The 876-nt window shown below is 74.9% G+C and carries 1 pseudogene; it reads right to left on the bottom strand.

The annotated features are described in order from the left end of the window. Positions 1-876 (bottom strand): annotated as a pseudogene (locus PROKR_RS36015) (hypothetical protein); the annotation flags it as partial.

Below are 876 nucleotides of genomic sequence, written 5' to 3'. Positions count from 1 at the left end.
GCGCAGGTGGACGGGTCCGGGGCCGGGCAGGTCGGCGACGGCGGCCCACGGGCCGGTGCCGAGCTCTGCCTCGAACAGAGCCGACCACAGCGGGAACGTCGGCCAGTGCGCGCACTCGGCCAGGGCCACCCGATAGGGGGCGTCGGCCACGTCCTGTCCGGCCACGCGCAGCCGCGCGATCGCCCGCGCGGCCACGGCGAGCTGCTGCAGATCGTAGGCCGGCATGCGCGGGTGGTCCGGGGCGACCGCCACCGACATGCGCTCCAGGGCTTCGGCCGGCTCGTCGCGCAGCAGCGCGAGCTCCGCCAGCGTCACGCTGGTGCGCGACCTGATCTGCTCCTCCAGGCGCCCGAACTGCTCCCAGCTCGTGGCCCTGCGGCGTGCCTCGGTCTGCGCCTGTTCCACGTGCCCCTGCCACATCATGAGCCAGACCCGGCGCTCGCTGAGGTAGACGGAATACACGCTGTCGTGGATCGGCGGGATCGTCCGCTCGTACCAGGCGGCTGCATCGGCCCAGTCGCCGCGCCCGATCTGCGCCTCGGCGAGGTTCCCCTCGATCATGAGCCGGGTCGAGTCGGACGAGCCGTGTCGGCGCGCGGCGCCCATTCCCTCCCGGGCGATCTCCGCCGCCCGGGCCCAGTCACCCACGACGAGCCGGGCGTCCGACCCGTTGACGTAGTACCGGCTCAGCCCGTGCCAGGTGTCCCCGGCCGCCTCGCGGCCGGCGTCGATCTCCGCGAAGCCGCCGGCGTCGCCGAGCTGGACCCGGCTCACACCCCGCAGGTTCAGCGTGACCGACACGACCTCGGCGTTGCCGGCCGCACGAGCGGCGTCGTGGGCGGCCGTCGCGGCCTCGATCGCCTCGTGGGGCCGGCC

The organism is Promicromonospora kroppenstedtii DSM 19349, assembly GCF_000515355.1.
Lineage (GTDB): Bacteria > Actinomycetota > Actinomycetes > Actinomycetales > Cellulomonadaceae > Promicromonospora > Promicromonospora kroppenstedtii.
The sequence above is the reverse complement of the archived record's forward strand: the minus strand, read 5'-3'. Positions and strand labels throughout refer to the sequence as shown.